This is a genomic window from Photobacterium sp. OFAV2-7, assembly GCF_022347985.1.
Classification (GTDB): domain Bacteria; phylum Pseudomonadota; class Gammaproteobacteria; order Enterobacterales; family Vibrionaceae; genus Photobacterium.
Map to the genome: position 1 here is coordinate 1 of NZ_JAKRFQ010000660.1, position 3,079 is coordinate 3,079.

The window sequence follows — 3,079 nt, forward strand, 5'->3', positions numbered from 1 at the left end:
CTGGCTACCGATATCTTTACCCAGATCGGCCGACACCTCAGCCGATACCCGAGTCACAATCATGCCGGAGGTAATCGCAATAAACAGCGCCGGGATCTGTGAAATCAAACCATCACCAATAGTCAAAATGGCATAAATAGACAGGGCTTCCCCAGCAGGCAAACCGCGCTGCACGACACCAATCGTGATCCCGCCCAGCAAGTTCACCACGATAATAATCAAACCGGCAATCGCATCCCCTTTAACAAACTTCATGGCACCATCCATAGCACCGTATAACTGCGATTCTTTCTCCACTCGATTGCGCCGAAGCTGGGCCTCTTCCATATCAATCACCCCGGCGCGCATATCGCCATCGATACTCATCTGTTTGCCTGGCATGGCATCCAGACTGAAACGTGCTGACACCTCAGCAACCCGCTCCGCACCTTTGGTGATCACCAGAAACTGCACAATCGTGATGATTAAGAAGATCACCGCGCCCACGACCAGATTACCTCCCACCACAAAGTTGCCGAAGGTATAGACTATCTGCCCGGCATCCGCCTGTAGCAGAATCAGTCGTGTGGTGGTAATTGAAAGCGACAGGCGAAACAATGTGGTCAGCAACAGTAGTGATGGAAAGACAGTAAACTCCAACGGGGTGTGGATGTAGATCGCCATCATCATCAAGATAACCGCAATGCCCAGGTTGATAGCAATGAGTACGTCCACCAGCTCCGTTGGCATTGGCAGGATCATCATAAAGACTACGGCTATCAACAGCAGTGCCAACAGCAGATCATTACGGCCGGTCAGGCGGCTAAGCAAAATTTTCACAACAGCTCCTCAGGGGGACAACGAAGCAATACCTCTCTGGCCAACTGGTGATATCCCAGTGCATATAAGGCAGAAGCTTCAGCCCTGCGAACCACAAGGCAGTGCCGCAAGACAACAGGTACCACTGACAAGGCTTCCAGCGCCGACTCATACTCATCAAGATAGTTATGGAGCTGTGGACGTAAGGCACAGGCCATGTCATCACCATTGGCGGCTAACCAATGCGCAACAGGCATCGCCAACGCCCATTGCTGCTGCTCGAGAAAGTTTGTCAGCAAGGTCTGCATCGCAGACTTTGCTTGTTCAGGGTCCATTTGACTGGTGACCACGTTAACTCCCATTCGCTAAGGCCCCATCAAGCCAGATTTGATCAAGTGGATTTCTCGTTGCACAAGCCATAATGCCTGAACAACTTCAAGCGCCTGCCTGGCCTCTGGCGTAGTCTCGGCAGTCAGAAACTGACCAAGCTGCTGGCAATGCAAAGCATTGATCGTGGCAGGGGTTGTGTCTTGCTCTGCCCGGTACCATTGACCCAAAGCGATACTGGATAACGGAGAGAGGGCTTTGGCCTGATTTTGAACTTGGCCTTGAGTTTGGGTGTGAACTTGGTCCTGAGTTTGAATTGAAGTAAGACGGACTGCAGACGGCGTGCGGGAAACGGGTAACGTCTTTATTCGATCGTATCCGTCTGCTCCACCTTGCCCTGCTGGTATACCTTGCACAGATGAAATACCTTGCCCGACTTGCCCAGGCGCATCTGAACGGAAAAAACGAAACCGGAGAGGCAAGTTAATCATACGTCGTGTGTGACCTGTTCTGTAAAATGGCAGCCTTCTCAGTTAGCCATTGAAAATGCCGGCAAAGGGCACTGGTACGCAAGTTTATTAAGGGAAGTTGGCTTACCAGCCACAGTCGCTCCTGCCTGTCGATCACAACCTGGACAGGCAGAGGTGAAGCGGCAAGCAAGTGCAGTAAATCTGCCGCTTTCTTTTCCGGTCCGCTGATATTGACGGGAGCCACCAGAGACAGCCAATTTTGCTCCCAACGCAGTTCGATATGATTATTGACCGAAGGGCAAGTCGAGTAGCTATCAGGCAGTGTGATACTAAGAACGCCCGAGGGCTGATCGAATATTGCAGACTGGTGATCCGGAATGACATTTTCCAATACTGCCAGAAACTCCTTAACTGCAAGCTGAGCGTTACTGTCCATCCAACCACATCTCTTCTTTATCTATGGTCTCGTCGATGCACTGCTGCAAACTGTCCATAACCCGACTCCGCTGTTCTTGCGAGGGATAGAGGGCATCCGGCAATTCAGCGGCGAGTGTTTTGATACCTTGTTGCATCACGACCTGTGCAGACAAAGAGGCAACATTCAGACGCTGCATCGCCTGATCCATCTGACGAGTTGTTACAAACTGGCTATCAGGAATAGAAAGCACCTGCTCCATAAGTTGCTCGGCTTCTACGGGAGAGAAAAACTGATTTTGTACCTGGCGAGCCAAATCATTCACCTGCTCAAAAATCCCCTTTAGCTGTTTAAGCTGATTAAGGTTCTGCATTACCATTGCCAGCACACCTCTCTCCTGGCTGGGTTCCAGCGCATGGTAGTCTGCCGACAGGGCCCGTTGCTGAATATCGACAGCATTGTCAAAGGTACCGTGCTGCTTCACCATAGCGACAAGCTGACGCCACACCTTACCGTGGCTCTGGTAATCAATAAGCTCCCGGTACGATTGCCTCGCAGATGACAGCTGCTCCACAGGTAGGACATCGGCAAAAACATGGGAGGTATTCAGGCCTGCCAAGATGGTTTTGGCATTTTTGGCCTTGAAATCACTGAGGGCATTTTCATAATGCTCTTTATCTTGAGGATCACTGGCCTCGACCAGCACCTGACCGGCCAAATACTGCAGCGATTCATCTTGGCTAAATGACTTGAGACTTTGAATGAAAGATTCTGTCGTTTGCGAGCGGCCCAGATTGGCAGAAACAAAATCCACCAACTTATGCTGCTTCTGCAGATCGGGGGCTTGTTCCAGATACTGCTGAATTTTCTGTATCCAAGCCAGACGCGCCTGATCGTTTTTATCCGACGTTCTTTCCGCCATCGACTTGGGGCGTTTTTCCGCCAGAGCAAAGCTCAACTCTTCAGCCGAGTCAGCCAGGCTAGTGTTTTCTAACACCGCGACACTGCCAGCAGGTGCCTGATTACCGGAAACAGCCCTCTGCTGCCCGGCCTGTACACCGCCAGCAGC

At 51.3% G+C, this 3,079-nt stretch carries 5 protein-coding genes; all 5 read right to left on the bottom strand.

What is annotated here, in order from left to right; translation table 11 throughout:
* Positions 1 to 819 (bottom strand): FHIPEP family type III secretion protein (locus MHN01_RS22585; protein WP_239413586.1); only part of this gene is annotated, 819 nt, incomplete at its 3' end.
* On the bottom strand, positions 816 to 1,160 hold the full coding sequence (locus MHN01_RS22590) for a hypothetical protein (RefSeq protein WP_239413587.1): 345 nt from the start codon (positions 1,158 to 1,160) through the stop codon (positions 816 to 818). The genes MHN01_RS22585 and MHN01_RS22590, both read right to left, overlap by 4 nt.
* A gap of 3 nt (positions 1,161 to 1,163) precedes the next feature.
* A complete protein-coding gene (locus MHN01_RS22595) occupies positions 1,164 to 1,541 on the bottom strand; it encodes a hypothetical protein (protein ID WP_239413588.1) in 378 nt (125 codons plus the stop codon).
* 67 nt (positions 1,542 to 1,608) lie between these two features.
* Positions 1,609 to 2,031 carry a hypothetical protein gene (locus MHN01_RS22600; protein ID WP_239413589.1) on the bottom strand — a complete coding sequence of 141 codons (423 nt, stop codon included), beginning with the start codon at positions 2,029 to 2,031 and terminating at the stop codon, positions 1,609 to 1,611.
* Positions 2,021 to 3,079: TyeA family type III secretion system gatekeeper subunit (locus MHN01_RS22605; protein ID WP_239413590.1), on the bottom strand; the 1,059-nt coding region annotated here is incomplete at its 5' end. The genes MHN01_RS22600 and MHN01_RS22605, both read right to left, overlap by 11 nt.